Below are 24,713 nucleotides of genomic sequence, written 5' to 3' on the forward strand. Positions count from 1 at the left end.
AGCGCCCTGACACAATGGATGGTAGGTCCAAAGAGAAGGGCGAAATGCTTCCTCTTCCAGTTTTCTCTTCTGAAAAGGCACGTTAAACACAAATAAACGATGGCTAACGTTGTTTAACAGTGCCGACCAAAAAATCACAATAACCAGCTCAAGGCTAAACAAACTTGAATTTACACAGACGATTTCGTGAAAAAGGCTTAAATATGCCTTTTCACATAAGAATAACCGAGGTGATGTGACATGATGTGGAAAAAAGCAATTGCACTGCTCTTTGGTTTGATGCTTATAACAACTACCCTATCCTTTGGAAAGGTTTCAGCAGAGGAAACTTCAGTAACTGTCATTCTTGTTAGTGACAACGAGGCAGACTGTGCACTGGCCGAGTACCTGGCAAACGTAACCGGTGCAATCATTGTGACGACTACGTGGGGTGTTTATGACCCGAACGTCGCCGCCGAAATAATGAGCTACGCTCCGGACGAGGTCATAATAATAGGTGGCCCCGAGGCAGTGGTCGAGCAGTACGTCAATGATCTCCAGGAGCTGGGTATTACAGTGGAGCGCTGGGGCGGTCAGAACAGGTACGAGACCAACCTCATGGTCATGACCCAGGCCCAGGTCAAGTTCAAGCTCAAGTTCAAGGATAAGCTCATCATGGTTCCGGGCAACGACACGGCCGGAATAAAGGCCGCCCTCAGGATAGCGGTCAGAGAAAGGGCGATGATTGCATTCGTCAATGGAACAACCAACGTGACCAGGCTGATGCTGAAGCTTCAGGTCAGAACCGGCAACGTGACCATCGTCCAGACTCCCCTTATGAACAGAACCATGCTCAGGATAAGGGAGCAGCTCAGAAACCAGTCCAGGGAGTGCAACTGCACCAGTGTTCATGTCAACATAACTGCCGAGATAGCTCTCGAAGCGATAAACGCGAGCGAGGAGAGGATCAACACCGCCAAAGCCCTCCTTGAGAACGCAACCCTCACTCCAATGCAGGAGAGGCTGGTAGAGAGAATGCTGACGCTTGCAGAGAAAGAGCTGTCAGAAGCCAAAGAAGCCTACAGCGAAGGTAAATACGGAAAGGCCTACGGGATGGCGATAGCGGCGAAGGCCCACGCGGAGTTCGTGATAAGAATAGCCTCTAGCGAGTGGAGCATGAGGATGAGGTTCAACCCCATGATGAGGGCCAATGTAACACTCCACCGCCTGGAAGCCCAGATAAAAGTCCTGGAAAGGGCAGGAATCGATGTCTCGGAATTGGAGGCTCTGGTTGAGCAGCTCAAGGTCGCCATCCAGAACAACGACGTGGAGACGGCCAACGTCCTCTTGATGAGGCTGGAAAGCACCCTTAGGGAACTCTTCATGGACGGCAAGTCCCACTTAAAGGCCCACGCCATGCTCCCTGCCCATAGAGGGGCCCCATGATGTTTAATTTTAGTTTTTGATCCTTTTTTACTTACTGTCATCAGGCAACCAAATTCTGTTATCCAATAACCAGATACAGGATAATCCCCAGCAGGAACAATGAAAAGCAGTATAGATGGAACCGTATCAGATACTTCTTCTCTTTATTCTTGTGGGATGAGTATATGCGATAGGAAATTAGGTTTGCAAGTGAAGCGATAAGCGTTCCGAATCCACCGACATTCACTCCCCAGAGGAGGGCCTTCCAATCGGACGTGAAGTCAGCAATGAGCAGTGCTGAGGGAACGTTGCTCATTATCTGACTGAGGAATGCGGCAGTGAAGAATGTTTCGTGAGAGGACTCCAGCTCAAATCTCAGAAGGTGGGAGACGTTGTCTGTGAAGCCGAAGAACGCCAGAAAAGTGCCGAGAAGGAAGTAATCTACCCTGAGGCTCATCCTATCGAAAAGGAGGACGTAGCCCAAAACTATAACGCCGATCCACAGGGGGACAATCTTCAAGACTGCAGCTATGAACAGGAGAAACATCCCCACGTATATCCATCCCTCCCGAGATGGCTTCCCAGAGAACTCAACCTCTGGAGTGGCCCTCACCTTGAAACTCAGGAGAAGTATAACAAGAGAGGTCACCAAGACGAAGGGGAGTATAGTGTAGACGAAATCTGCGGGTGAAACGTTGTAGTGGTAGTAGATAAAGAGGTTCTGGGGGTTGCCAAAGGGCGTCAAAGCTGAGACGGCGTTGGCCATTAGCGTCTCCAAAATAACAACTAGGGCGGCGTCTTCGAAGTCTATGGCAAGAGTGAGGGGAACCATCGTTATTAGAGCGACATCGTTGGTGACAAAAATCGAGAGAATCCCGGTTATTGCAACGAGCTTAACCGCTCCCAAGTTCCCCTGAAAGTTGGCCGCCAAGAACCTGAGGACGTTCTCGCGCTGTAGGCCGTTGACAATGACTAAGAACACGAATAGTGTGAAGACAACCTGAAAGTCGTCGGTGGAGTAGTGGGGGATTCTCTGTGTCACAAGGGAAGTCAGGACTAGGCCAGAGACCGAGAGAGAAAACAACCACTCCTCAATGAGTATTTTCTTCAGCTTGAGCCGCATGATGTATGGGCCCAAGGCTACGTTTTTAACTGTATCTATACCGAAAACTTTATAAAGTCTCCGACATATGTAATATTAGACTTACACATGGAGGAGGCTGAGAACATGAGAAATATGAAGTTGTTTGGAGTTGGGCTCCTCGCCCTGTTGCTTGGAATGACCTTTGGAGCGGTCGCGGCAATGCCGAGCTGGGCCGGTCCGAGGATGCCGGTCCAGGAGACCGCGCCCCTCGTGGATAGCACACTCACCACTTACTACGCTGATCTGAGCCAGGAGGAAATAGACGGCCTACTCTGGATGAGAGAAGAGGAAAAGCTCGCCAGGGATGTCTACCTGACGTTCTATGAGATGTATGGACTGCCAATATTCTACAACATAGCCCAGAGCGAGCAGACGCACACTGACACCGTGCTTGCCCTGATAGAGAAGTACAACCTTACCGACCCGGCCACCGACGAGATAGGCGTCTTCACGAACCCGGAGCTTCAGGCCCTCTACGACCAGCTCGTCGAGATGGGCAGCCAGAGCCTCGTCGACGCCCTCAAGGTCGGGGCATTGATAGAGGAGACTGACATAGCTGACTTGGAGGAGTGGACTGAGAAGACCGACAACGCAGACATAATCCAGGTCTACGAGAGCCTCAAGGCAGGTAGCGAGAACCACCTCAGGGGCTTTGTGAGCGTGCTCGCGAACTACGGGGTAACATACGAGCCGCAGGTGGTCAGCGAGGACTACTACCAGGAGGTCATCAGCTCGGCAAACAGCCACGGCTTCGGCAACCCGATGGGCGACGTTGTCAGGGGCCACGGAATGTGGGAAAGCGCCGCGCAGGAGCCGACTCAGGATACTGGAATAATTGACGGCATCATCAACACCTTCAGGAACACTTGGAACTGGATGAGGGGCTTTGCCCACAGGATGGGCTTCGCCATCTGAAGCTTTCCTTCTTTATTCTATAATCGAATGGAGGTTTAGATATGGAGGCCAAGGTCTGGCACTTCGTTGAGTTCGGGGAGTTCCCGGTTGAGGAGATAGATGTGGAGGAAGTTAAGGACGACGCTCTAAAGCTGCTCAGGCGCGTGAGGGTCGAGATGTACGAGACCTCAAGGGGAACTGTGATGAAACTGCTCGATGAGTACGGAAACTACATCGGAAAGGTCGTAGGTGAGTGCCCCATTGAAAAGCTCACCATTGGAAGCGCCTACCAGACCCCGTTTGGGGTCAAAGTAACGCTCGACTGCGGAGAAACCGTCGTGGGATGGCTTTATCTGGAGGGATGAAAATGCCGAGGGGATTTGGAGGACCAATAATGAGGGGCCCAATGTTCGGAAGGAGGAGGTGGGGCTTCGGCTGGATGTGGTGGGGCTTTGGAATATTTGCAATCTTTTTCATATTTGCGCGCTTAGCGTTCCTGCTCCTGCCCCTCCTCCTGCTGGGGGCGTTGCTTTACGCCCTCCTGAAGCGCTGATTTCGAAAGCTTTTTATTTTTCCCCTCCAACTTATGTAAGAACTTCCTGCCCTATGGAAGGCCAAGCGTGGTGAAAATGGTTGAGAGCATTCAAGAGCTGGCAGTGATCGCGGAGGCATTGAGCTCTCCAATCAGAGTTAGGATACTCAAGATGCTCTGCGAAAAGGAGTGGTACGTCTACGAGCTCGCAAAGACCCTGGGCATTTCTCGCCAGCTGCTTTACCTCCATTTGAAAAAGCTGGAAAAGGCAAACCTCGTCGAGAGCGAGCTTCGCCTCGAGCCGAATGATCCAAGGGCGAAGAAGTATTACCGGGCAAAGCCCTTCAAGCTCGTCATCGATAACGAGATTGTGAAAAACCTGAAGGAGGTGTGATGATGCCGTACACTTCGACCCCGAGCGGGTGGATATCCATAATCCTCGGGCTGATCCTGATAGCCATAATGGTCTTCGCCTTCTACCAGATGAACAAGACGCTGGGTGAGCTGAAGCTCGAGCTGGCAAACCTGCGGAACACTCTGGAGGAGACCAAGAGACACACTGAGGAAGTCAAGAAGAAGCTCGAGGAAGTCTGAAATGCTGCCGCCAGGCAAAATTCCCCCAGAAAAACTCAGGGAGATAGTGTTCAACCGCCTGGGAGCCCCAGGCGAGAGAGTTATAATTAAGTCAGACCTCGGGGTAGATGCCACTGCAATCGATTTCGGTTCTTCCGTTTTGGTTGCCTCCACTGACCCGATAACCGGGGCCGAGGAGAGAATAGGATTTTATGCGGTTCACATCAACGCGAACGACGTTGCGACCTTCGGCGCCAAGCCCAAGTGGTTTTTAGTTTCTATCCTCCTTCCCGAAAATGCCGACGATGCCTTGCTCGCCAAGATCATGAACGAGCTCCACGAGAGCGCCAGTAAACTCGGCGTCGCAATAGTCGGCGGTCACACGGAGGTCACTCCGGGCCTTCACAGGCCGATAGTGGTCGGCACCATGCTGGGGGAGGTTTCGAAGGAGAAGCTCGTAACCTCGAACGGGGCTAAGCCAGGCGATGCAATAATCCTCACCAAGTGGGCAGGTTTGGAGGGAACGGCCATAATAGCAAGCGAGAGGAGTGAGGAGCTCGAAAAAGCTTTCGGAAAGGAGTTCGTGGAAAAAGCACAATCCCTCATTGAGATGATAAGTGTCGTGGAAGACGCCTTAACTGCCAACAACGAGGTCGGCGTCAATGCCATGCACGACCCCACTGAGGGCGGCGTGGCGAACGGCCTCCACGAGATGGCCGATGCTGCCGAACTCGGCTTCCGCGTTTACGCAGAGAAGATCCCGATAAGGAAAGAAACACTAAAAATCTGTGAGTTTTACGACCTCAATCCGCTCGCCCTCATCAGCTCAGGTGCGCTTATGATAGCCGCTCCCAAAGAAAAAGCCGATGGTATAATCTCCGCCCTCAAGGGGAAGGGCATAAACGCCTCGGTAATCGGGGAGTTTCTGGAAGACAAAGACTCAAGGGTAATGGTTGAGAACGGAAGGGAAAAGCCTCTGGAAAGGCCAGAGAGCGACGAGCTCTGGAAGGTCGTTTAGAGCTCCACGGAAATTCTGAGCTTTTCTTCCTCCTCGAGCTTTCTCAGTATCTCGAGAGCAGTTTTTGGGTTCAGGGGCATCGTCCTGAGGTGCTCGTAGGCCTTCCTTATTTCCTCACGCTGATAGCCATGGGCCCTGCGCTCCATGTAGAGGAGAACCGCAAGCAGGACACCTTTGATGCTCTTCTCCGGCAATGGAAGGAGCTTCCAGCCATTGTCATAGACGTAAGCTGCTTTGGGCGTTTCGTCGCCCGTCAGCTCCTCCACCGGAACGGTATTTGATCCCTCTTTTGAGGTCAGGTACTCGATGAGCATCTCCTCCGGGTAGCCTTCCCTCTTCAGCCCGGTGAAGCTCAACTCCAGCGCCCTGAGAAGAGATGAGAGCCTCTCGATGTCCTCTATGCGGGACTTCGAGAGGATAGACAGCTTGAGGATGGCCTTCTCGACGGGCTCCTCCTCAATGTTGACGGTGAGCAGAACCCTGTCCCTCAGCCTGGAGCCCTCCTCAAATGCCTTGACCGCTATCCACATCGCACCGTTGGTGAGAATACCGTAGCGAACACCTGAGTTGAAGCAGTAGCGGGCAAGCTGCCTCAGAGGCTCCTCGCGCTTGAGGATGTTCACACCAAGGTTCTTAGCCTCGACGTAGGCGAAGACACCCCCGTTCAGAATGAGCGCGTAGTCAGCCCTTCCATCCTCGGTTCTCTCCTCTGGACGAACCTCCTCGGGGTTGTTCCAGTCCCACCCGAGGGCCTGAAAAATCTCGCCTATTAGGTGCTGCTTCACGGCCTCCTCGTTCTTCACGTAGAGCTCTCTGTGAGAGCGTATCTTTCTGATGACGTTCAAAACGGCCCTTCTCAGCTCGTCCATATCACCCACCGACCTCGATGATGTACTTCCTGCTTCCAGCCTCAAAACCCCTAAATGAGCCCAGCTTGAGCTTGGTGAGGGCCCCATCAACGTCGATTACCTTCATTGCCGCCAGGTGAGTAACTCCCGTGTCCTTCAGGAGCTCCGGCAGGAGCTGGGCCGTAGGACCGGTCAGCACAAAGAGCTCTGCCTTTTTGGCCCTATCGAGCATCATATCGAGGGTACCGTTTAGAATTGCAGAACCGCTCGCTATTACGGCATCGACTTCTGGCAGAAGCCAGTACTCAAGGGCATCGCTAAGGGTGTTCCTGTCCCAGAGCTTCGGGTTGCGCTCGAAGACAAGGACATCAAAGCCCTTCTCCCGAAGGGCCCTTACCACCGGCGGCATGTTGCCGATAACGGCCACCTTTTCAAAGCTCCCATCCAGGAGTTCGACAACGTCCACGTTCGGGGCCTCAGAGACATCGAGGTAGTACTGAGAAACCGCGTTTATAGCTGCCAGAGCGAGCGTCCTCTCGATGATGTTCAGGCTGTCGGCTTTTTCGATGAACGCCTCCAGGGAGGGCTCCTCGATTGAAGTCCTGTACCGACCTACCTCCTCAGACAGGGTCATAGCGACGCCGATAGATTTCCCACGCTCACCCTCTATCAGAACATAGGTGTATGGCAGTGCGAAGGAGAAGTCGATCAGCCTGAAGTCTTCCCTGATTAGAGTAAGTGCCTTCCGTTTTATCTCCCGCAACAGCATGGAGACATTTACGCACGAGACCTAAAAGCTTTTGGGGTTCTTGGGCTAAGCTCCTATGGTGGAAGATATGTGCCGGATACTCTTTGCGGCTGGCGATGGAAAGGAAATCATACCTCTAGTTGACGCAATCGTCAAGGCCTCGGAGAACGATCCCTACAAGGAGCGCAGGGGAAGGGGAAGACAGCACAGGGACGGCTGGGGCTACGTCCTGCTGAAAGATGGGAGCGTGAGACACTACAGGAGTATAAAGCCAATCTTTGAAGACTTCAAAGCAGTTAAATCCCTGAAGACCGAGCTCGGGGGATTCTCCGTGTTGATGATTCACACGAGGGCAGCCAGCCAGGGGGTTAAAAACCTCTTCAACGTCCAGCCCTTTGCCTTCTCTACGAGGAGGGGTTTCAACTTCTGGCTGCTTCATAATGGAGACCTCGACAAGGCAAAGATTGTAGAGCTCGCCGAGCTCGATGAGAAAGACCTGAGGAACGCCTCCGACAGCTACACCTTCGCTACTTACCTCTGCAGAAGGCTTCCAAGCCCGAAGCTCGAAGACCTTCTAGTCCATTACAGGATAATAGAAGAGACCACCAAGAGCGTCTTCAACACGATGACACTCTTTCAGAGTTCAGAGGGGGACTTCAGTGCCTTCATAACAGCCAAGATGGTCGATAAACTGCTCCAGAAACCGGAGTACTATGACTACTCAAAGCTGCTTCTCCTAAGGGAAGAGAACCTCTTTGCGGTCGCTTCTTCCACGCTGGAGCTCTATCACAAGGCCCATTATGAAATCATACCAAACGAGACGGCCTTCTACGTCAAGATACTCGAAGAGAACGTGGAGGTCGAAACGGTTCACCTGTGAAAGGTTATATAGGACGTCTCCCCATTTCCTTTTTGGGTGGTGGCATGGAAGAGAGCGCCCCGATTAAAGTTTACATGACGAGAAAGCTCATAGGCGTTGAACCTGATGATACCGTAAAGCGGGCCTGCGAGGTCATGGTTGAGTTCGACATCGGTTCTCTGGTTGTCGTTGATAAAGGGAAGGTGATCGGCTTCTTCACGAAGAGCGACGTGATAAGGCGCGTTGTAATTCCGGGTTTACCAAACACGACACCCGTCAGGGAGATAATGAGCAGCGAGCTGATAACTGTTGACGCAAACACACCGGTGAGAGAGGTACTTGACCTGATGGCGAAGAAGGGCATCAAGCACATGCTCATCGAGGAGGGCGGCGAGATAATCGGCATCTTCAGCCTGAGCGACCTTCTTACCGCCAGCAGAAGAAGGCTTGAAACGGCCATAGCGGCTGAGTGATGCATATGATCAGGATTGCCCACATAAGCGACACTCACATAACAAGCGAGTCAGCGTACAAGGGCTACGCCTACGACCTCATCGTGAACGAGATAAACCGTGGAAACTTCGACTTCGTTATTCACACAGGGGACGTGACCAACCAGGGGCTGCGCGAGGAGTACGAGAGAGCCTCCTACGAGCTGAAGAAGATCCAGAAACCGCTCGTTGTTATTCCGGGCAACCACGACGTCAGAAACGTCGGCTACGAGCTCTTCGAGAACTTCATCGGGCCCCTAAACGGTGTCTTCGAGTTCAGGAACGGCGTTATAGTCTGGGTGGACTCGACGATCCCGGATCTGAGCGATGGCAGGATAGGCGGCTACAAGTTCAAGTGGCTCAAAAAAAGACTTGAGGAGTACTCTGACAGGAAGTTCAAAATCGTTGCCTCCCACCACCACCTCGTTCCACTACCGGACACGGGCAGGGAAAGGAACGTGCTCTTCAACGCAGGCGACGTTTTGGACCTGCTCCTGAGGCACGGGGTGAACCTCTACACCTGCGGGCATAAACATGTTCCCAACGTCTACCGCGTGGAGGACATGGTAGTTGCTAACGCGGGCTGCACCTCCTGCAGGAAGACGCGCAAGGGCGATGTTAACAGCTACAACATCATAACCCTCCACGACGACGGGAGGATAGAGGTAACGATCAGGCGCGTTACGGGAGAAGAGCTGAGAAAGGAGTACATGCCTGTAAGGCCGAAGATATTCGTCCCCCGGGGCAAGAGGCTTTTGAGGATAGTCCAGATGAGCGAGAGCAACGTCTCGGACAGGATTTACTTCAGACGGAAGGTTCTCGAGAACGCCATACGAACGATAAACGAGAGGCTGAAGCCGGACATAGTGATCCACTGCGGCGATGTCGTCGATATGGGTATAGAGCGCTATTACGAGAAGGCCTACGAGTTCTATGAGAAGATAGAGGCGGAAAAGCTGGTCGTTCCTGGACACAATGACATAACCTATCTCGGCTACGACCTCTTCAAGGAGTACTTCGGCGAGCCGAAAATACTGGAGCTCGGAAAGTTCACGTTCATCCCTGTGATAAGCGCCCAGTACGAGACGCCGATAGGCGTTGTGGGAAGGATAGGTCAGAAAAAGCTCGCCAGACATCTCGAGGACTACAGCGACAGCTTCACCGTCGTTGTCATGCATCACAACATAGTGCCGATTCCAAGGAGCAGGGAAGTCGGCTTCCTGGAGGATGCTGGCGACGTGCTTAAGGTTCTGACGAGAGAGGAAGCAAATCTCGTTCTGACCGGCCACGGCGGCAACTCCTTCGGTGTGAAGGTGGAGAAAACTCCGGTAGTCAACGCCGGCTCCGTGAGCTGGGAGCTCCACAGGAACCCCTATGGAAACACTTTCAACCTCATCGATGTCTACCGCGACATGGCGGTGGTCTTCGAGGTTCAGGCAACCTGGGGCTCGGGAAGGCTGCTAGGAATATGGAAAATAAAGGGGCCCTTCAATCTTTGACCATCACCTCGATTCGTTCCATGAGCCTTTCCATTATATTTTCCATTATCGCGTTGACGGTGTTCTCGAGCTCAACGTTGTTTATTATCGGTATCCCGTACTCCTTGGCTCTTCCGATTATGAAGTCCTGTATCTCCAGGATGGCGTCTATATGCTCAAGGTAGTAGTCAGCCGACCTCTTGCTGTAGCGGGCCCTCTCGTAGAACCTTGCCTCGAGGTCCCTCTTGCCCTTGACGGTTATCACGTACATGAAGCTGTTCTCATTGAGCTCGATATACCCGGGGACCAAATGAATGCCCTCGATTATCGTATTGAAGCCCTCTTTGTAAGCCCTCTCGAGAACGGCGCTGACGCCGACGGAGACGTGCTGAACCTGATTTTCGAAGCCCCGTATGAGGGGAGAATCACCTCTCTTCCCCGAGCTCACGACCTTCCATGCAAGAAAAGACGACGTGTGCAGGTCAGGAAGAAGCTCCGGCGCTATTATCTTCCTCATAACCTCCCTTATAGTGTCAGTACCTATTACGCTTCGTATTCCAAGACGGAAGGCCAATTCAGTCGCTATGGTGGACTTTCCAACGCCCGTTGCTCCACCCAGGAGGATTGTTATCGGGATTTTAAGCCTCCGGAGCTGACGCCAGAATAGATAGCGCTTCGCAGCCTCATTGAGTCCGTGGTCGAGAAGCTTCTGATAAGTCAGCTCGCGTATCTCCTCGGTGGTCACTAGCTTGAGTTTCCTCTCCTTCAGTTCCTTCTGCACCTCGGTGGCTATGATGTAGGCTATTCCAACGTCAACTCCGGCGAGTGTTATAGAGCGCGTCAGTATGCCTCTCGAAAAGGGAAGGCGTATCTTCCTCTCGGGGTCTGTCACGATTATCATGCTCTTCCCTCCAGCAGGGCGCGGCCGAGCTCAAGGACGGTTTCCCTTAGGTCTTTTCCGTCGATGTTCACCGGCTCGTTGTCGAGGTAGATTACTTCGATTCCCTGCTCCAGTGCCCATCTCGTCACGACGTCAACGGCGGCGGCTTTGAGCTCAACGGCGACTGCATCTATGCCCCTAAAGCTTTCCAAGTCTTTCCAGAGGAGAGGTCTCTTCGAAAGGTTGCCCGAGGTATGGGGTACCTCCGCACCGAGCCCTTCTAGGTGCTTCTTCGCCTTTGGCAGGGCCTCACTGGAAGTCATCACCAGGCCGAGCCTTTTGCCTGAAACATCACCGAGCGGCCTCGGATGGAAGGCGGTGAAGTGCAGGTCAGCATCGGGGTTGATCCCCAGTATGGCCTCTCGCAGGGCTCTCAGCCTCTCCTCGCCCACGGAATCGGCCATCGTAACAACCACTATATCCGCCAGTGAGAGCCTGAAGGTGCCGAAGTAACCCCTGACGAAGTCGAGCTTTTGCCTGGCGCCCACCACAACAACGTATCCGTCTGCCCTGTAAGCGGGAAACGTCGCCCCGCTGCCCTCGAGGATTATTAAATCATTGGGCAAGTTCTCGGCGAGCTTCACACCCTCATCCACCACGTCGAAGAAGGGAAAGCCAGCCATTCCGCCGCCGCATCTTCTACAGCCAATGGTTGTTACGCGTGAAGTCAGTGCATCCTCAAAGTGGTCAGAGGCGGCGTGTTTTCCGCTCTCGGCGAACTTGAGCAAAAACTCGGGAGTTATTTCGAACTTATCGCCCTTTATCAGTTCAGGTTCCTCAGGACCGCCGCGGCCCATGGTAACTATCACGGGCTTTGCTATCTCTTTCAGAGTCCTCGCGATGAAGCCGCTTACGGCTGTTTTCCCAACCCTCTTGCCCGTACCTATAACGGCCAGACTCGGCTTTTTAGTCTTTTTGAGCGGTTTTGGCTTGAAGTGGAAATCCGCTCCCCGATAGGACACACCATAGAGCATGCACAGGGAAGCAATCCTAAAGCGGTCTTCATAGTTGAGGACGGGCTCGTCGCTTAAGTCGACAACCTCATCAACCTCGTTCTCCTCCAGAGCCCGTCTGAGGGCGTCAAGATAGTTGGGTGAATGATAAACTTTAACCCCAATCTTTCTCTCAACTTCTCCAATGCTCCCAATCTTTTCACTTCCACCGAGGAAGACGGCACAGCAGACGTCACCGAGCTTTTTTATCGCCCATGCGGTGACGTCGGGATAGTGCTCGCCGTCGATCAAGGCCAGCCTCATACCATCACCGTACTCAGTTGAACCCAAGGGGATTTTAACCTTTGCCAGGGGAGAATCTCCTGGAGTTCTCAGGAAGGATTATAAACCTTCAAAACACCATGTAGTATGACGACCACCTTGTGGCGTCTATCTGGAGGTGTAAAAATGGCTGAGCTGATAGTTAAGTCCAAAGTTAAGGATGTCGTGAAGGCCATAGACCCCGAGATGAGAATTAACCCGGAGTTCTACGAGGCTCTTGAGGCCGAGATTAAGGTTCTTATCGAGAAGGCCGTCAAGAGGGCCAAGGACGAAGGCAAGAAGACCCTCTACCCGAGGCACGTCTGATTTTTCTTTCCCTTCTTTTTAATGAACCGGTGGGCTTTTATTCGTAGGTGCCTAACTTCTCCGGTGGTATCATGGGGCTGAGAAAATTTGGGGATTCAGCTTATCTTTATCCGGGCAGTCCGTCAACCCTCATCAGGGTCTTTGATGGGATGGCTGTTCTTATTGACCCAGGTCACGGCAGTGGGAGGCACAAGGACTTAAAGAGAGAGGTAAGAAAGCTCGGACTTGAGATTAAAGCCCAGTTAGCCACTCACGGTCATGCCGACCACGTCTCTGTTGCACCAAAGATAGACGCTCCGCTCTTCATGCACCGCTTCGAGTTCTCCATAGCCGAGAGCCCGCTCAACAGGGAGCTTTTAACCTTCGGCTCGAAAGCACCAAAAGGTTTCCTCGTTTTCCAGTTCCCGGAGGAGGTAAAGGTTCACGCAGTCTTCGAATGGGGGGATGAACTCTTAGGAGTTAAGGCCATAAAGCTAAACGGCCACTCGCCGGGAATGACGGGCTTCCTCGACGAGGAAAACGGTCTGATCTACACCGGTGACGCCTTCTTTGGCGAGAGAGTCATAGAGGCGGTCGGCCTTCCATACCTGGTCGAGCCAGAATTATTTAAAGCTTCAATTATACAACTACAGAATTATGCAGAAAAGGGCTACACCCTGATTCCCTCCCATGGAAAGACCGTTAGTGGTAAGGAGGCACTTGAAATTCTTGACTTCAACCTCAAGAGAGTTGAGGAAGCTGAAGAGCTTATCCTGGAGCTCCTCAGAACGCCGATGAGCCTCGACGAGCTGGCGTTTAGGGTTATGGAGCACTATGGCATTGAGATTACGCCCCAGAAGCTCGCCCTCAATCTCGTTCCGCTGAGGGCCTTTGTGGCGAAGCTCTACAATGAAGGTGTAATAGAGGCAACAGTGGATAATGGGCTAAAGTGGAAAGTTAGGAGAGAATGAGCTTTTGGCCCTCAACTACTCCCCATCGTCTGGATAGCAGAGGTAGCGATACGGGCAGAATTTACAGGCATAGTCATTCCAGCCCTTGGGAGGCTTTCCTTTTTCGTAGTGCCTCTTGACGTTGTAGAAGTGTCTGAGGGTCTCGCGGAACAGCTTGCCGTCGTAGGGCACTTCAAAAGCCTTAAAGTTCGGCCCCTTGACGATGGGGAAGCGGGAAAAGTCGATTTTGCTGATGATTTTCATAGGCTCCTCGTGGAGCTTGATGTAGTAGAGATAGCCATACTCGGCTTCAGCCCAGCGGAGATAGATGTTGAGCTGGGCAAGGTGATAGTCGTATGGGGCTCTCGGCAGACTCGTCTTGCCTTTGATTTCGATGGGGAAGTCCCTTATGGCATCCACCCTTCCGTGTATCTCGAAGCCGAGTCTGGAGGAGCGGAGAATCATGTGCTTCTCAAGCTCGAAGCCGAAGCGGTTCTTTAAGATCTCGCCGAGCACGTTGTGGGTGTTTATCCCCTGGTTCAGCCTCACTCTAACGAACTCCGGCCACTTCTCGGGGTAGCCCTTCAGGCGAAAGTATATCCTCCTCGGACAGGTTAGGGCCTCGCTCGCGTAAAACTCCAGGAATCCATCGTTCTCCTCTTGCTGATTAAGACTCGTCATTGATGTCCCTCCAGGAAACGGGGCGGGTCATCGGCCCGCGAACCTCGCCGCCCCTGCGTCAGCTAATACCGACGTCATCACCCATCAGACTGGGCAAGGGTCGTCATCCGCTTGGAGAGTTAAGGCTGACCCACCATTTAAAGCTTTGGGGAAGAATTTGGGGAGTGAAGGGAGAAGGGAAAATCAGAGGATCGTCCCCTTCTTCCGCTTGAGTGAGTAGCTTAAGCCGTAGGCCGGCCAGAGGCTTGGCGGCTGGTTGTAGTAGTGCAAGTTGCGCAGTATCTTCTCCGCGGTCTTCCGATTCTTTGCCTTAACGCGGAGAACATCGCGCTCAAGCTCGACGGTTCCATTGGAGAGTCTGATTGTGAGCTTCGAGCCGTCGACCTCTGGGCGGGCCTTCATCAAAAGCCGCCTGTAATCCTCATAGGCTTCTTTGCTTAACTTCTGCTCAAGAAGGGCGGGTTTCTCACGTGGCTTAAACAGTCTGGACAACCAACTATTCGGGGGTTCTTCATCCATAGAGTCCATCGACCTCCGGAGGACTTCTCGCTTTATCTTCGCCCTTTAGGTTTTTAAGGCTTTCTCATCGCTTTTTGCCGAAATGACGAGAGGAAGGCTTTTAAGGTTTTCTCGATGAGTAAGGCCGATGGTGAGGACACAGCTCATAAAGCCCCGAATCAGGGAGATTCTCTCACGCGAACTTCCGCCGGAGTTAGTCTCCATGCTCCCAAAACACTGGGTCCAGATAGGAGACGTTCTGATTCTGCCGCTTAGGCCCGAGCTTGAACCATACAAACACCGGATAGCCGAGGTTTACGCGGAGGTTCTCGGCGTTAAAGCCGTCCTCAGAAAGGGCAGAATAGGCGGCGAGTTCCGGGAGACGAACTACGAGCTTCTCTACGGGAGCGATACCGTAACGGTCCACGTCGAGAACGGGATTAAATACAAGCTCGATGTCGCTAAAATCATGTTTTCGCCCGCAAACGTCAAGGAAAGGGTGAGAATGGCGAAGGTTGCCAGGCCGGACGAGCTGGTCGTCGATATGTTCGCCGGAATCGGACACCTCAGCCTCCCAATGGCAGTTCACGGAAAAGCTAGAGTGATAGCCATAGAGAAGAGCCCCTACACCTTCCGCTTTTTAGTTGAGAACATCGAGCTCAACAAAGTGCAGGACAGGATGACTGCCTACAACATCGACAACCGCGACTTTCCAGGTGAGAACATAGCCGACAGAATCCTCATGGGCTATGTAGTGAAAACCCACGAGTTCATCCCCAAGGCCCTGAGCATAGCCAAGGACGAGGCTATAATCCACTACCACAACACCGTTCCTGAGAGGCTGATGCCGAGGGAACCCCTCGAAACCTTCCAGAAAACGGCCAGAGAATACGGCTACGAGGTCGAGAAGCTCAACGAGCTGATAATCAAGCGCTACGCCCCGGGAGTGTGGCACGTGGTTCTGGATTTAAGGGTGTTCAAGCGGTAGTATAACTCGGATTAGTATAACCGCGGTTATAATAATTGCCATTATACAACGTCAGCGGTTGTCTTCATCAGGCCCTTTCAAACCCCTTCCACAGCGGCTCCCAGTCGTCGCAGACGAAGTTCATGTGGACGGTCTTCATGTGCTTCCTGCATATCCCCTGCGTCGGAAAGTATGAGTCGATTGCGCCGAACCAGCGGCAGTTCTTGCATGCTTTTAACTTCTCATCCATAGGATTCACCGGTGAAAATTTCCGCACATCCACATAAACTTTTGGTCATTCCTGTTCTGTCAAGTTCCCGACAGTTAACAAATGGACTTAACTTAACATATCCTGTGAAATGCTTCCTTTTGCGAAGACCTTATATCCTTCGAGCCGAAAATCTTTCGAGGTGATTCTAACATGGCAATGAAGGGATGGTGGGGAAGGATCCTCAGGGTTGATCTGACTAACAACAAGATCTGGGTGCAGGAGTATTCTCCAGAAATTGCCCAGCAGTTCATCGGTGGTAGGGGTCTTGCAATCAAGATTCTCTGGGATGAAGTCAAAGGTGCCGATCCGCTTGGACCGGAGAACAAGCTCGTTTTTGCTGCAGGTCCGTTCAATGGTTTACCAACTCCGAGTGGCGGCAAGCTTGTGGTTGCTGCCAAGAGCCCGCTCACCGGCGGTTACGGTGACGGTAACCTCGGTACCATGGCGACCGTCCACCTGAGGAAGGCCGGCTATGATGCCATCGTCGTTGAGGGCAAGGCCAAGAAGCCGGTTTACCTGTACATAGAGAACGATAACGTCAGCATACTCAGCGCTGAGGGCCTCTGGGGCCTCGACACCTTCAAGACTGAGGAGGAACTCAAGAAGATACACGGCAAGAACGTCGGAATCCTCAGCATTGGTCCCGGTGGTGAGAACCTCGTTAGGTACGCCGTCGTCATGTCCCAGGAGGGCAGGGCCGCTGGAAGGCCCGGTATGGGTGCCGTCATGGGAAGCAAGAAGCTCAAGGCCGTCGTCATAAAGGGAACCAAGGAGATACCCGTTGCTGACAAGGCAAAGCTCAGAGAACTCTCAAAGGAGGCCTATGAGGCCATTCAGAACTCGCCGGCTTACCCGTTCTGGAAGCGACAGGGAACCATGGCCGCCGTCGAGTGGACCAACGAGAACAGCGCCCTTCCGACCAGGAACTTCAGCGACGGTTCCTTCGAGTTTGCCCGCTCAATCGATGGATACACCATGGAGGGCATGAAGGTCAAGCAGAGGGGCTGCCCGTACTGTAACATGCCATGTGGAAACGTCGTCCTCGACGCAGAAGCCCAGGAGAGCGAGCTTGACTACGAGAACGTTGCCCTGCTCGGCTCAAACCTCGGTCTCGGCAAGCTCAACGAGGTTTCGGTCCTCAACAGGCTCGCCGACATGTACGGCCTCGACACCATATCGCTTGGTGTGTCGATATCGTTCGTGATGGAGGCCGTTGAGAAGGGACTCCTCAAGGAAGGCCCGACCTTCGGTGACTTCAAGGGCACCAAGCAGCTCGTTGAGGACATCGCCTTTAGGAGGGGAGAGCTCGGCAACTTCGCCGCCGAGGGCGTCATGAGGATGAGCCAGAAGATCGGCGATGACAGCTTCGCCATGCACGTCAAGGGCCTTGAGACGAGCGGTTACAACTGCTTCATCTACCCAGCCATGGCGCTCGCCTTCGGTACCAGCTCAATCGGTGCTCACCACAAGGAGGCATGGGTCATCGCATGGGAGATTGGTACCGCGCCGATTGAGGGCGAGCAGGCCAAGAAGGTCGAGTACAAGATCACCTACGACCCGGAGAAGGCCGCCAAGGTCATCGAGCTCCAGCGCCTCAGGGGCGGTCTCTTCGAGATGCTCACCGCATGTAGGCTTCCATGGGTCGAGGTCGGCCTGAGCCTCGACTACTATCCGAAGCTCCTCGAGGCCATCACCGGCATCAAGTACACCTGGGACGACCTCTACAGGGCAGCTGACAGGGTCTATGCCCTCATCAGGGCCTACTGGGTCAGGGAGTTCAACGGAAACTGGGACAGGAAGAAGGACTATCCGCCGAAGAGGTGGTTCACTGAGGGCCTCAAGAGCGGCCCGTACAAGGGCATGCACCTCGAGGAGGACAAGTATGACAAGCTTCTCAGCGAGTACTACAGGCTCAGGGGCTGGGACAAGCGCGGAATCCCGAAGAAGGAGACCCTCAAGGAGCTCGGCCTTGACTTCGTCATTCCGGAGCTCGAGAAGGTTACCAAGCTCGAGTGATTTCCTCTTTTTCTTCTCCAACAGATTTTTAGCCTTCGGAGTTCAAGTTGGCATGGTGGTGAGAATGATCAGGATCAGGCTAATGGGAGCTTTCGCCCACCTTGCGAAGGCGAAGGAGCTCAACGTGAGGATAGAGGGTAAGAAAACTGTCGACGAGATTCTGAGAGAGGTCATTCCCCGCTACGACGACTTTAAGGAGAAGATAATCTTCATCAACGGCCAGCCCGCGAGGGGCGACGCCGAGGTTACCGACGGCGATGAGATCAAGGTGATGCCGGTTTTGAGCGGAGGTTGAGATTTCTTGCTTCTTTGACAATGCCCTTCATTGAGTTCAAACTTTTCTGTGAGAATGAAACTCTGCAAGACCGCTAATTGAACGACAAACCCCTTCGGAAATCTTGCAAGCATAGAATGACGTGCCAGCCTTGATCAAACTTTCGCTTGGCGAAAGTTTGTATGGCGCCGGGGCAGGGATTTGAACCCTGGCGGGCTCGACGCCCACGGACTCTCCAGGCCCGCGCCTTCCCAGGCTAGGCTACCCCGGCGCGTAAAAAGGGGGAGAATCACGAGATGAGCTCGATCTCGATGGTGACGTCCTCAGGGACGCGAATCCTCATTATCTGGCGCATGGCCCTTTCGTCGGCCTCTATGTCAACGAGCCTCTTGTGAACGCGGAGCTCGAATCTGTCAAAGGTTGCCGTGCCCTCTCCGTCCGGGCTCTTCCTGGTGGTGATCCTGATCCTCTTGGTCGGAAGCGGGATCGGACCGCTCATCCTAACGCCGGTCCTCTCGGCTATCTGCTTTATCTGGTCGGTGACCTCGTTGAGGGCCTTAATGTTGGTGCTTGCGAGCTTAATCCTTGCCTTCTGCATTTCCGTCCCTCCTATGAGTTCAGGGGAGTAAAGGAAAGATTAGGGAAGGGCTTCACTCGCCCTTCTGAATGGAGATAACCATACCGGCAGCGACGGTCTGGCCCATGTCACGGATGGCGAACCTGCCCATCTGCGGGATCTCCTTGACCGGCTCGATGACCATTGGCTTGGTCGGCCTGAGGATGACGATGGCGGAGTCACCGGTCTTGATGAACTGTGGGTTCTCCTCGACGACGTTACCGGTCCTCGGGTCAAGCTTGGCGAGGAGCTGCTCGAACCTGACGGCGACCTGGAGGGTGTGGGCGTGGAGGACCGGGGTGTAGCCGACGGTGATGGCGGTCGGGTGGTTGAGGACGATGATCTGGGCCTTGAAGGTGTCCCTCGGCCTGACAACGGTCGGCGGGTTGGTGGTGTGTCCAGCAACGTCACCGCGCTTTATGTCGTTCTTACCAACACCCCTGACGTTGAATCCGATGTTGTCACCCGGAAGGGCCTCCTGGAGTGGCTCGTGGTGCATCTCGATGCTCTTGACCTCACCCTGGATCGGCTTGTGGAAGATGGTGCTGGCCGGCTCGAAGATGACGACGTCACCGACGCGGAGGACACCGGTCTCGACACGGCCGACCGGGACGGTACCGACACCCTTAATGGAGTAGACGTCCTGGATCGGGATGCGGAGCGGCTTGTCGGTCGGCTTCGGCGGCTCTGGGATCTGGTCGAGGGCCTCAATGAGGGTCGGGCCCTTGTACCAGGGCATCTTGTCGCTCTTCTTGACGACGTTGTCGCCCTCCCAAGCGCTGATCGGGATGATCGGGAAGTCCTTGTAACCGAGCATCATGAGGAGCTTCTTAACCTGCTCGGCGACCTGCTTGAACTTCTTCTCGTCGTAGTTGACCATGTCCATCTTGTTGATAGCGACGATGATGTGGCCGATACCAAGGGTCCTGGCAAGGAAGGCGTGCTCCTTGGTCTGCGGCATGACACCGTCGGTGGCGGCGACGACGAGAACGGCAGCGTCGGCCTGGCTGGCACCGGTGATCATGTTCTTAACGAAGTCCCTGTGGCCCGGAGCGTCGATGATGGTGATGTACCTGTGCGGGGTCTCGAACTTGGTGTGGGCAACGTCGATGGTGATACCCCTCTCCCTCTCCTCCTTGAGCCTGTCCATGACCCAAGCGAACTTGAAGGACTTACCCTTCTCACCCATCTCCTCGAACTTCTTGATGATGTTCTCCGGTATGTTGGCGGTGTCGAAGAGCAGCCTTCCGATGGTGGTGCTCTTTCCGTGGTCGACGTGGCCGATAAAGACTATGTTAACGTGTGGCTTCTCCTTTGCCATTTTCAAACACCTCCGAATTTTGGTCTAGTCTCGTTTGACTAGGATGGCTTTTTAAATCTTTCGAACTTCGGCTCCCTCGGGCGGGAAACCCGCCTTTTTCTCGGGGGAGCCTCATGAGTTCCGTGGTGAACTTGAGGGATGAGTTTAAAAACTTAACTAATCGCCGTTGGGCAGGGATTTGTCAAAATTGAGGACGGATGGATTCTGAGAACTATTCTCGCAGTAATTATCACCGTGATAATATATCGGCCGAGGTATGGATATGGCATGGGAGCTTATTAGGACCCTTACTATTCGAGACATTTCATGTAAAGAGAATAGAAAAGCTCAGAGGGCAGAAAGCCCTCACTGCTGCGGGCAGACATCCTGCTCCTTCGGCGGGTTCGGGTCGAGGCCCTTCCTCTGCCTGATCTGCCTGATGATGTTGACTGCCAGCTCGTTCGGGACGCGCTTGAAGCCTGCATGTTCGGTGCTCCAGAGGGCCCTTCCGCTGGTGGCACCACGGATGGCTCCGGCGAATCCGAACATCTCGGCGACCGGAGCCTCGGCGATGATGATCATGACCTCGCCCTCCTGCCTCATGTCGATGAGCTGGCCGCGCCTCTGGTTGATCTCCCTGCTGACGGCACCCATGTACTCGTACGGGACGTTGATGATGACCTTCTGGTACGGCTCGTAGAGGACCGGCTGGGCCTTCATCATGGCGCAGTGGATTGCAGTCCTGATGGCCGGGTAGATCTGGGCCGGACCGCGGTGGACGTTGTCCTCGTGGATCTTGGCGTCGTGGAGCCTGACGATGACCTTCATGACTGGCTCCTTAGCGAGCGGTCCCTCGTCCATGGCCTGGTGGAATCCGTCGACGAGGAGGTCCATGACCTCGTTGAGGTACTGGATACCCTTGGTGTTGTCGAGGAACATGTTGCCGTTGTAGATGTCGACGATACCCTTGGCGATCTCGTAGTCCATACCGAGCTCTGCGAGCTTCTTGGCGACCTCCTTCGGGTTCTTGGGCCTGCCCTCTGGGATGATGCCCTCACGGATGGCCTGGTAGATCTCGTCCGGCATCGGCTCGACGGTGATGTAGAACCTGTTGTGCTTGTTCGGGGACTTTCCTTCGACTATTGGGCTGACTTTGGTGACGCTTTCGCGGTAGACGACGATCGGCGGGCTGACCTCGACGTCGAGCTTCCAGTCCTCCTTGAGCTTGACGAGCTTGACCTCAAGGTGGAGCTCACCCATACCGCTGAGGAGGTGCTGACCGGTCTCCTCGTCGATCTTGACGTGGAGGGTCGGGTCCTCCTTGGCGAGCTGGCGGAGGGCCTCGACGAGCTTCGGAAGGTCCTTAACGTTCTTGGCCTCTATAGCCACGGTAACGACCGGCTCGCTGGTGTAGTGGAGCGCCTCGAACGGCTCGATCTGCTCCTGGGCGACGGTCTCACCGGCCATGGCGTCGCGCAGTCCGGTGACGGCGACGATGTTACCGGCCGGAACGGCCTCCATGTTGACCCTCTCAGGACCCATGTAGATACCGACCTGCTGGATCCTGGCCTTCCTCTTGGCGCTGATGAGGTAGACCTCCTGGCCGGTCTTCACGGTACCGCTCCAGACACGGCCGGTGGCGACCTCACCCGCGTGCTTGTCGAGGATAATCTTGGTGACGACCATGACCATCTTGCCCTTCGGGTCACACCTGAGCATGGCCTGGCCGACATCGCTGTTGACGTCGCCCCTCCAGAGGTGCGGGATCCTGTACTTCTGGGCCTCGAGCGGGTTCGGGAGGTGGCGGACGACCATATCGAGAACCACGACGTGGAGCGGGGCCTTCTGCCTGAGGGTCTTAAGGTCGCCGGCGTTGGTGAGCTCGACGATGTCCTTGAATGAAACGCCAGTCTTCTTCATGTAGGGAACGCTGAGGGCCCAGTTGTAGTAGGCGCTACCGAAGGCGACGCTACCATCCTCGACCTTGACCATCCACTGGCTCTTGAACTCGTCCGGGGCGTACTTCTTGATGAGCCTGTTGACGTCGGTGATGATCTTGGCGAACCTCTGAAGGATCTCGTTCGGGCCGAGCTTGAGCTCCTTGATGAGCCTGTCAACCTTGTTGATGAAGAGGACCGGCTTGACGTACTCCCTGAGGGCCTGTCTGAGGACGGTCTCGGTCTGGGGCATGACACCCTCGACGGCGTCGACGACTATGATAGCACCGTCGATGGCACGCATGGCCCTGGTAACGTCACCACCGAAGTCAACGTGACCCGGGGTGTCGATGAGGTTGATGAGGTACTCCTGGCCCTCGTAGGTGTGCACCATCGAGACGTTGGCCGCGTTGATGGTAATTCCTCTCGCCTGCTCCTGCTCGTCGAAGTCAAGGACGAGCTGCTTTCCGGCAAGCTCCTCGCTAATCATACCTGCTCCAGCGAGCAGGTTGTCGCTCAGCGTAGTCTTACCGTGGTCAATGTGAGCGGCAATACCCATGTTCCTAATCCTCTCGGGCTGGGTCATGAGCTCCTTAATCTTCGCAATCATCTCTTCCCTTCTTCCCATTTACACCACCTTCTAACCTGATGAGCTTGTTCACCACTCACTTAAAAGGTGCGGTTATAAATCTTTCCCAGCGCAAAATCGAGGTCAGGCGAAAACGTTCAAACTACTTAAGGTTTTTGGAAGCAAAAAGAAAAGCCAGCCACTTCAGCCAAGGAGGTCTACCACGAATCGCCTGACATCCTCCCTGACGTCCTCCCTCGCGTAAACCCCCCAGCGCCAGTGCGTGTCCTTGAGCTCCACCAGGCTCCTGACGAGAGGGGAGACCTCGCTTAACCTCTGGCCTCCCTCAACGAATGCGTTCTTCTCCTCGAACTTCGGCTTCAGTGGGTAGTCGAGAATAGCCAAGTGGCCGAACTCATCTTCAAGAGCCTTTTTAAGCTCCTCGACATTCTTGAGCTCTTCATTGGTATAAACTACGCGCTTATAGAGCCTTCTGTCATCGATGGCCTTCACCAGCTCCCTGACCTCATCGCGCTCACTTCTCCTAAGGCGGGCGATTAAATCGACCTCGTCCATGGCGGCGATTTCTTTCTCACTTATTCTCTCAAGCTCGACTGCCTTGATGAGCATCGCCGACGCTATCCTGGAAACATGGTGCTGGTAGACGGTCGGATACATCATGCTCCTGGCGAGGAGCAGCGACTGAGCGGCCATTATCCCCTTCTGCCCTATGATGAGCTTTTCGCCGTCGTAGCGGAGGTTTCTTATAAGCCTGTCGAGGTCGACGAGTCCGTATGCAACGCCGGTGTAGTAGGCATCCCTCACGAGGTAGTCCATCCTGTCGGCGTCGATGTCCCCGCTCACTATCGGGTGCTTGAGAAGGCTGAGGAATTCTTTGAGGGAGTAGCGCTCCCCTATGACATCTCGGATTTCGCCCTCTTTAAGAACCCGCCTCGTGTTCTCCTCATGGCTCCCGTAGAGTGCCTCAAGGGCGTGGGAGAATGGATAGTGTCCGAGATCATGGAGCAGTGCGGCGTACGCCACCGCTCCTTCAACTGTATCTCTGTTGTTCTCCGCTATCTTCTTCGCGAGCCAGAACGTTCCCAGTGAGTGCTCAAAGCGTGTGTGCCTTGCGGATGGATATGCAAGGTACGCCAGCCCAAGCTGAGTTATTCTCCTCAGCCTCTGGAACTCAGGCGTGTCAACAATCCTCAGCGCAAACTCGTCCAGGACTATGTCCCCGTGAATGGCGTCGCGGATGACTTTCACAAGGGACACCCCGAAAAATTGGAGAAAGTCAGCTCCACGTCTCCGCTATGACGTCGTGCTTGTGGATGCTCTCGTTGCTGATGACCCTCACGTGAATCCTGCCCTTGAAGCGCTCCTTCGCCTTGGCGAATATCTCGCGCGCAACGTCCTCGACGAACTTCGGGTTCCTGTACATGCCCTGAACGACGGCGTTCTCATCCACCGTCTTGAGCAGAGTGTAGGTTGGGTGACTGAAGGAGCTCTCAACGACGTCTATCATATCCTCAAGTGCTATCTCCTCGTCAAAGGCCGTTCTCACCTCAAGCTCGCCTATCGCCCTCTGTATGTGCGTCTTGCCGTTGTTGTTCGCCATAGCGTGTGGACAGGCGGTGTTTCCGATAACCTTAACCCTTAGAACCTTCTCGAAGCTTCCGTCCTCGTTCTTGATGACACCGACCTCAACGTCGTAGGGCTCGTAGGTGGTCTTTTTGCTCGCCGGAGTCTCGCGAGGGATTATGAGGTGAGTTCTTATCCAGACCTCAGCCCTCTTGTGTGGGTGCTTGCCTTCGAGCCTATAAATGACAGCCTTTCCAAGCTCTTCAAGCGAGCTGTGGGCTTCCATTACCTCTTCCTCAACAGCCTCGCTCATCGCTTCCGTTATGCTCTCCACGAGCCTGCTCATGTGTATGCCCTTCTTCTCCTCCGGGACGTCGATAGTTATCTCAAAGAGCGGGAGAAAAGTGTACACCTTCCCTTTCCAGTTTATCTTTGCCACCGTGCGGAGATTCGTTATTCCAACACGGTGAAGACGCTCTCTAATCTCGGGAACCTCTTCCTGGGTCTCAAATATCAGCATGAGCATCACCCTGAACTTTTTAGGGCTATCTAATCGGAGCCCC

General features: G+C 54.1%; 28 protein-coding genes and 1 tRNA gene. 15 read left to right on the forward strand and 14 right to left on the reverse strand.

Annotated features, from left to right (window positions below; translation table 11 throughout):
• Positions 1-240 precede the first annotated feature (240 nt).
• On the forward strand, positions 241-1,425 hold the full coding sequence (locus E3E26_RS07355) for a cell wall-binding repeat-containing protein (RefSeq protein WP_167900612.1): 1,185 nt from the start codon (positions 241-243) through the stop codon (positions 1,423-1,425).
• Positions 1,426-1,483: 58 nt separating this feature from the next.
• Here the strand turns inward: E3E26_RS07355 and E3E26_RS07360 are convergent, their stop codons facing one another.
• Positions 1,484-2,527 carry an SLC13 family permease gene (locus tag E3E26_RS07360; RefSeq protein ID WP_167900613.1) on the reverse strand — a complete coding sequence of 348 codons (1,044 nt, stop codon included), beginning with the start codon at positions 2,525-2,527 and terminating at the stop codon, positions 1,484-1,486.
• A gap of 105 nt (positions 2,528-2,632) precedes the next feature.
• Here E3E26_RS07360 and E3E26_RS07365 point away from each other — a divergent pair, with 105 nt between their 5' ends.
• The 6 genes from E3E26_RS07365 (at position 2,633) to E3E26_RS07390 (ending at position 5,565) form a co-directional block, all read left to right on the forward strand.
• Positions 2,633-3,463: a DUF2202 domain-containing protein gene (locus E3E26_RS07365; protein ID WP_167900614.1), complete on the forward strand. Its 831-nt coding sequence runs from the start codon at positions 2,633-2,635 to the stop codon at positions 3,461-3,463.
• A 41-nt stretch (positions 3,464-3,504) separates the two neighbouring features.
• Positions 3,505-3,807 carry a hypothetical protein gene (locus E3E26_RS07370; protein ID WP_167900615.1) on the forward strand — a complete coding sequence of 101 codons (303 nt, stop codon included), beginning with the start codon at positions 3,505-3,507 and terminating at the stop codon, positions 3,805-3,807.
• Complete coding sequence (locus E3E26_RS07375) at positions 3,804-3,995, forward strand: hypothetical protein (protein WP_240911669.1); 192 nt, start codon at positions 3,804-3,806, stop codon at positions 3,993-3,995. The genes E3E26_RS07370 and E3E26_RS07375 overlap by 4 nt, the downstream gene beginning before the upstream one ends.
• A 76-nt stretch (positions 3,996-4,071) precedes the next feature.
• Positions 4,072-4,368 (forward strand): winged helix-turn-helix domain-containing protein, encoded by a 297-nt coding sequence (locus E3E26_RS07380; protein ID WP_012571694.1) that lies wholly within the window; start codon positions 4,072-4,074, stop codon positions 4,366-4,368.
• A 2-nt stretch (positions 4,369-4,370) separates the two neighbouring features.
• The gene (locus E3E26_RS07385) at positions 4,371-4,568 is read left to right on the forward strand and encodes a hypothetical protein (protein WP_167900616.1); all 198 of its coding nucleotides are present in this window, start codon (positions 4,371-4,373) and stop codon (positions 4,566-4,568) included.
• A gap of 1 nt (position 4,569) precedes the next feature.
• Positions 4,570-5,565 (forward strand): AIR synthase family protein, encoded by a 996-nt coding sequence (locus E3E26_RS07390; RefSeq protein ID WP_167900617.1) that lies wholly within the window; start codon positions 4,570-4,572, stop codon positions 5,563-5,565.
• On the opposite strand, the gene E3E26_RS07395 is transcribed toward E3E26_RS07390, so the two are convergent.
• Complete coding sequence (locus E3E26_RS07395) at positions 5,562-6,434, reverse strand: type I restriction enzyme HsdR N-terminal domain-containing protein (RefSeq protein WP_167900618.1); 873 nt, start codon at positions 6,432-6,434, stop codon at positions 5,562-5,564. The genes E3E26_RS07390 and E3E26_RS07395 overlap by 4 nt on opposite strands.
• A gap of 1 nt (position 6,435) precedes the next feature.
• Positions 6,436-7,182, reverse strand: coding sequence for a Rossmann-like domain-containing protein (locus tag E3E26_RS07400; RefSeq protein ID WP_167900619.1), 747 nt, complete (start codon positions 7,180-7,182; stop codon positions 6,436-6,438).
• 67 nt (positions 7,183-7,249) lie between these two features.
• Here E3E26_RS07400 and E3E26_RS07405 point away from each other — a divergent pair, with 67 nt between their 5' ends.
• From E3E26_RS07405 to E3E26_RS07415, 3 genes are read left to right on the forward strand one after another with little or no spacing between them, the layout of a single operon-like run.
• Complete coding sequence (locus tag E3E26_RS07405) at positions 7,250-8,041, forward strand: class II glutamine amidotransferase (protein WP_167900620.1); 792 nt, start codon at positions 7,250-7,252, stop codon at positions 8,039-8,041.
• A 44-nt stretch (positions 8,042-8,085) separates the two neighbouring features.
• Complete coding sequence (locus E3E26_RS07410; protein ID WP_167900621.1) at positions 8,086-8,493, forward strand: cyclic nucleotide-binding/CBS domain-containing protein; 408 nt, start codon at positions 8,086-8,088, stop codon at positions 8,491-8,493.
• Positions 8,494-8,498: 5 nt separating this feature from the next.
• Entirely contained in the window at positions 8,499-10,010 is a 1,512-nt protein-coding gene (locus E3E26_RS07415; RefSeq protein ID WP_167900791.1) for a metallophosphoesterase, read from the forward strand.
• Here the strand turns inward: E3E26_RS07415 and E3E26_RS07420 are convergent.
• The gene (locus tag E3E26_RS07420; RefSeq protein ID WP_167900622.1) at positions 10,000-10,890 is read right to left on the reverse strand and encodes a 2-phosphoglycerate kinase; all 891 of its coding nucleotides are present in this window, start codon (positions 10,888-10,890) and stop codon (positions 10,000-10,002) included. The genes E3E26_RS07415 and E3E26_RS07420 overlap by 11 nt on opposite strands.
• Positions 10,887-12,185: a 2,3-diphosphoglycerate synthetase gene (locus tag E3E26_RS07425; protein WP_167900623.1), complete on the reverse strand. Its 1,299-nt coding sequence runs from the start codon at positions 12,183-12,185 to the stop codon at positions 10,887-10,889. The genes E3E26_RS07420 and E3E26_RS07425 overlap by 4 nt, the downstream gene beginning before the upstream one ends.
• A 144-nt stretch (positions 12,186-12,329) precedes the next feature.
• Between E3E26_RS07425 and E3E26_RS07430 the strand changes: the two genes are divergently transcribed.
• Together E3E26_RS07430 and E3E26_RS07435 are read left to right on the forward strand one after the other, a co-directional pair.
• On the forward strand, positions 12,330-12,509 hold the full coding sequence (locus tag E3E26_RS07430; protein ID WP_167900624.1) for a hypothetical protein: 180 nt from the start codon (positions 12,330-12,332) through the stop codon (positions 12,507-12,509).
• Between the two features lie 71 nt (positions 12,510-12,580).
• Complete coding sequence (locus E3E26_RS07435) at positions 12,581-13,459, forward strand: MBL fold metallo-hydrolase (protein ID WP_167900625.1); 879 nt, start codon at positions 12,581-12,583, stop codon at positions 13,457-13,459.
• Between the two features lie 15 nt (positions 13,460-13,474).
• Here the strand turns inward: E3E26_RS07435 and cas4 are convergent, their stop codons facing one another.
• Both cas4 and E3E26_RS07445 read right to left on the reverse strand, forming a co-directional pair.
• A complete protein-coding gene (gene cas4 / locus E3E26_RS07440) occupies positions 13,475-14,119 on the reverse strand; it encodes a CRISPR-associated protein Cas4 (protein ID WP_167900626.1) in 645 nt (214 codons plus the stop codon).
• 183 nt (positions 14,120-14,302) lie between these two features.
• A complete protein-coding gene (locus E3E26_RS07445) occupies positions 14,303-14,638 on the reverse strand; it encodes a hypothetical protein (protein WP_167900792.1) in 336 nt (111 codons plus the stop codon).
• Positions 14,639-14,765: 127 nt separating this feature from the next.
• On the opposite strand from E3E26_RS07445, the gene E3E26_RS07450 reads away from it, so the two are divergent.
• Complete coding sequence (locus E3E26_RS07450; RefSeq protein WP_167900627.1) at positions 14,766-15,605, forward strand: class I SAM-dependent methyltransferase family protein; 840 nt, start codon at positions 14,766-14,768, stop codon at positions 15,603-15,605.
• Positions 15,606-15,672: 67 nt separating this feature from the next.
• Here the strand turns inward: E3E26_RS07450 and E3E26_RS07455 are convergent, their stop codons facing one another.
• A complete protein-coding gene (locus tag E3E26_RS07455) occupies positions 15,673-15,843 on the reverse strand; it encodes a hypothetical protein (RefSeq protein ID WP_167900173.1) in 171 nt (56 codons plus the stop codon).
• A 168-nt stretch (positions 15,844-16,011) separates the two neighbouring features.
• Here E3E26_RS07455 and for point away from each other — a divergent pair, with 168 nt between their 5' ends.
• Together for and E3E26_RS07465 are read left to right on the forward strand one after the other, a co-directional pair.
• The gene (gene for, locus E3E26_RS07460; RefSeq protein ID WP_167900793.1) at positions 16,012-17,871 is read left to right on the forward strand and encodes a tungsten-containing formaldehyde ferredoxin oxidoreductase; all 1,860 of its coding nucleotides are present in this window, start codon (positions 16,012-16,014) and stop codon (positions 17,869-17,871) included.
• Between the two features lie 64 nt (positions 17,872-17,935).
• Positions 17,936-18,166, forward strand: coding sequence for a MoaD/ThiS family protein (locus E3E26_RS07465; protein ID WP_167900794.1), 231 nt, complete (start codon positions 17,936-17,938; stop codon positions 18,164-18,166).
• A gap of 162 nt (positions 18,167-18,328) precedes the next feature.
• Here E3E26_RS07465 and E3E26_RS07470 read toward each other — a convergent pair.
• The 6 genes from E3E26_RS07470 to E3E26_RS07495 all read right to left on the reverse strand — a co-directional run bounded on the left by E3E26_RS07470 (position 18,329) and on the right by E3E26_RS07495 (position 24,667).
• Positions 18,329-18,416 (reverse strand) — tRNA-Ser (locus E3E26_RS07470).
• A gap of 18 nt (positions 18,417-18,434) precedes the next feature.
• Positions 18,435-18,743: a 30S ribosomal protein S10 gene (rpsJ, locus tag E3E26_RS07475; protein ID WP_012571711.1), complete on the reverse strand. Its 309-nt coding sequence runs from the start codon at positions 18,741-18,743 to the stop codon at positions 18,435-18,437.
• A 52-nt stretch (positions 18,744-18,795) separates the two neighbouring features.
• Positions 18,796-20,082: a translation elongation factor EF-1 subunit alpha gene (gene tuf / locus E3E26_RS07480; RefSeq protein WP_167900628.1), complete on the reverse strand. Its 1,287-nt coding sequence runs from the start codon at positions 20,080-20,082 to the stop codon at positions 18,796-18,798.
• A gap of 345 nt (positions 20,083-20,427) precedes the next feature.
• Positions 20,428-22,626 (reverse strand): elongation factor EF-2, encoded by a 2,199-nt coding sequence (locus E3E26_RS07485; protein ID WP_167900629.1) that lies wholly within the window; start codon positions 22,624-22,626, stop codon positions 20,428-20,430.
• 144 nt (positions 22,627-22,770) lie between these two features.
• Positions 22,771-23,835, reverse strand: a complete 1,065-nt coding sequence (locus E3E26_RS07490) for an HD domain-containing protein (protein ID WP_167900630.1) — start codon at positions 23,833-23,835, stop codon at positions 22,771-22,773.
• Positions 23,836-23,863: 28 nt separating this feature from the next.
• A complete protein-coding gene (locus E3E26_RS07495; protein WP_206204378.1) occupies positions 23,864-24,667 on the reverse strand; it encodes a GTP cyclohydrolase IV in 804 nt (267 codons plus the stop codon).
• Positions 24,668-24,713: the final 46 nt, after the last annotated feature.

This window comes from Thermococcus sp. LS1 (genome assembly GCF_012027395.1).
Classification (GTDB): Archaea; Methanobacteriota_B; Thermococci; order Thermococcales; family Thermococcaceae; genus Thermococcus.

What these genes read in the sequence shown, in the direction of transcription:
- E3E26_RS07355 (WP_167900612.1), top strand. Translation starts at nt 241, where the DNA reads ATGATGTGGAAAAAAGCAATTGCACTGCTCTTTGGTTTGATGCTTATA.
- E3E26_RS07360 (WP_167900613.1), bottom strand. Translation starts at nt 2,527, where the DNA reads ATGCGGCTCAAGCTGAAGAAAATACTCATTGAGGAGTGGTTGTTTTCT.
- E3E26_RS07365 (WP_167900614.1), top strand. Translation starts at nt 2,633, where the DNA reads ATGAGAAATATGAAGTTGTTTGGAGTTGGGCTCCTCGCCCTGTTGCTT.
- E3E26_RS07370 (WP_167900615.1), top strand. Translation starts at nt 3,505, where the DNA reads ATGGAGGCCAAGGTCTGGCACTTCGTTGAGTTCGGGGAGTTCCCGGTT.
- E3E26_RS07375 (WP_240911669.1), top strand. Translation starts at nt 3,804, where the DNA reads ATGAAAATGCCGAGGGGATTTGGAGGACCAATAATGAGGGGCCCAATG.
- E3E26_RS07380 (WP_012571694.1), top strand. Translation starts at nt 4,072, where the DNA reads ATGGTTGAGAGCATTCAAGAGCTGGCAGTGATCGCGGAGGCATTGAGC.
- E3E26_RS07385 (WP_167900616.1), top strand. Translation starts at nt 4,371, where the DNA reads ATGCCGTACACTTCGACCCCGAGCGGGTGGATATCCATAATCCTCGGG.
- E3E26_RS07390 (WP_167900617.1), top strand. Translation starts at nt 4,570, where the DNA reads ATGCTGCCGCCAGGCAAAATTCCCCCAGAAAAACTCAGGGAGATAGTG.
- E3E26_RS07395 (WP_167900618.1), bottom strand. Translation starts at nt 6,434, where the DNA reads ATGGACGAGCTGAGAAGGGCCGTTTTGAACGTCATCAGAAAGATACGC.
- E3E26_RS07400 (WP_167900619.1), bottom strand. Translation starts at nt 7,182, where the DNA reads ATGCTGTTGCGGGAGATAAAACGGAAGGCACTTACTCTAATCAGGGAA.
- E3E26_RS07405 (WP_167900620.1), top strand. Translation starts at nt 7,250, where the DNA reads ATGTGCCGGATACTCTTTGCGGCTGGCGATGGAAAGGAAATCATACCT.
- E3E26_RS07410 (WP_167900621.1), top strand. Translation starts at nt 8,086, where the DNA reads ATGGAAGAGAGCGCCCCGATTAAAGTTTACATGACGAGAAAGCTCATA.
- E3E26_RS07415 (WP_167900791.1), top strand. Translation starts at nt 8,499, where the DNA reads ATGATCAGGATTGCCCACATAAGCGACACTCACATAACAAGCGAGTCA.
- E3E26_RS07420 (WP_167900622.1), bottom strand. Translation starts at nt 10,890, where the DNA reads ATGATAATCGTGACAGACCCCGAGAGGAAGATACGCCTTCCCTTTTCG.
- E3E26_RS07425 (WP_167900623.1), bottom strand. Translation starts at nt 12,185, where the DNA reads ATGAGGCTGGCCTTGATCGACGGCGAGCACTATCCCGACGTCACCGCA.
- E3E26_RS07430 (WP_167900624.1), top strand. Translation starts at nt 12,330, where the DNA reads ATGGCTGAGCTGATAGTTAAGTCCAAAGTTAAGGATGTCGTGAAGGCC.
- E3E26_RS07435 (WP_167900625.1), top strand. Translation starts at nt 12,581, where the DNA reads ATGGGGCTGAGAAAATTTGGGGATTCAGCTTATCTTTATCCGGGCAGT.
- cas4 (WP_167900626.1), bottom strand. Translation starts at nt 14,119, where the DNA reads ATGACGAGTCTTAATCAGCAAGAGGAGAACGATGGATTCCTGGAGTTT.
- E3E26_RS07445 (WP_167900792.1), bottom strand. Translation starts at nt 14,638, where the DNA reads ATGGATGAAGAACCCCCGAATAGTTGGTTGTCCAGACTGTTTAAGCCA.
- E3E26_RS07450 (WP_167900627.1), top strand. Translation starts at nt 14,766, where the DNA reads ATGGTGAGGACACAGCTCATAAAGCCCCGAATCAGGGAGATTCTCTCA.
- for (WP_167900793.1), top strand. Translation starts at nt 16,012, where the DNA reads ATGAAGGGATGGTGGGGAAGGATCCTCAGGGTTGATCTGACTAACAAC.
- E3E26_RS07465 (WP_167900794.1), top strand. Translation starts at nt 17,936, where the DNA reads ATGATCAGGATCAGGCTAATGGGAGCTTTCGCCCACCTTGCGAAGGCG.
- rpsJ (WP_012571711.1), bottom strand. Translation starts at nt 18,743, where the DNA reads ATGCAGAAGGCAAGGATTAAGCTCGCAAGCACCAACATTAAGGCCCTC.
- tuf (WP_167900628.1), bottom strand. Translation starts at nt 20,082, where the DNA reads ATGGCAAAGGAGAAGCCACACGTTAACATAGTCTTTATCGGCCACGTC.
- E3E26_RS07485 (WP_167900629.1), bottom strand. Translation starts at nt 22,626, where the DNA reads ATGGGAAGAAGGGAAGAGATGATTGCGAAGATTAAGGAGCTCATGACC.